The 952-nt window shown below is 73.8% G+C and carries 1 protein-coding gene; it reads right to left on the bottom strand.

Translation table 11 applies throughout. From position 1 onward, the window contains the following. Positions 1 to 387: 387 nt before the first annotated feature. A partial coding sequence (locus tag KBX53_RS34255) for a DNA-processing protein DprA (RefSeq protein WP_210863956.1) occupies positions 388 to 952 on the bottom strand: 565 nt, incomplete at its 5' end.

Raw genomic sequence — 952 nt, 5'->3', positions numbered from 1 at the left:
GCAGCGCCTGGTGCATGGCCCGGGTGCTCCGGTCGGGGCGGCTCATCGGGGCCGCTCCGGGGCGCTGGCCGGTCCACCGGGACAGGCACCCTCACTGACAGCTGGCACGGCCACAGCCTACGGCCGGTCCGCCCACGTCACGGGACCCGACGGTGCCGCCTTTCGCCTACCGGTGGCGGTTGCTCTTCTTCATCAGGAAGACGACTACGCCGACAACCAGCACGGCGGTCGTGGCGAGGCAGCAGAGCACGCTGATGTGCCACGGCTTGATTGCACCCATGACCGGGCACCGTACCGGCAATGGCAGCTGGCCGGGGTCCCGAGCAGGAAGTGTGCGGGCATCCGGCGATCACCGCGCCCGGCGAGCCGTGTCGCATCCGCTCAGCCTCACGGCGGGCCTGACGTCTCCGATGTCGCCGCCCGCTTGGGCTTCGCGGGCGGGGCGAGGGCGTAGCCGTCCTCACGACGGACCACCATGGACAGCTCCTCCAGCAGCGACAGCTTGCGCAGCGCGGTCCGTACGTCGACACCGGCGCGGGCGGAGAGCCGGTCCACGCCCATCGCGCTCCGGCGGGGCAGCGCCTCCAGTAGCGAACGCGCGTCGTCGTCGAGCGTGTCGGCGGCCCGCTGCGGCCCGCGTGCCAACGGGGCCAGGTCCGCGCCGATCCGGCCCACCTCCTCCAGCACGTGCGCCACCCCGGCGACCAGCCGGGCCTTGCCGGGGAACTCGCGCAGGAACTCGTGTGCGCCGACGGACATCGCCGAGGTCACCGGCCCCGGCACCACCATGGTCACCCGATTCGCGTGGAGGGCTCGCCGCGCGGTCTGCGTCGCGCCGCTGCGCGCCGAGGCCTCCACCACGACGGTGCCCCGGGTGCCGACGGCGATCACCCGGTTGCGGATCAGGAACCGGGGTCGCAGCGGCTCGGCACCCGGGGGCCACTCGCTGAGC

Origin of the sequence: Micromonospora sp. M51 (assembly GCF_018070305.1) — a bacterium.
Taxonomy (GTDB): Bacteria; Actinomycetota; Actinomycetes; order Mycobacteriales; family Micromonosporaceae; genus Micromonospora; species Micromonospora parva.
Note: the sequence above shows the minus strand (reverse complement) of the source record. Positions and strands in the feature narration are given on the sequence as shown.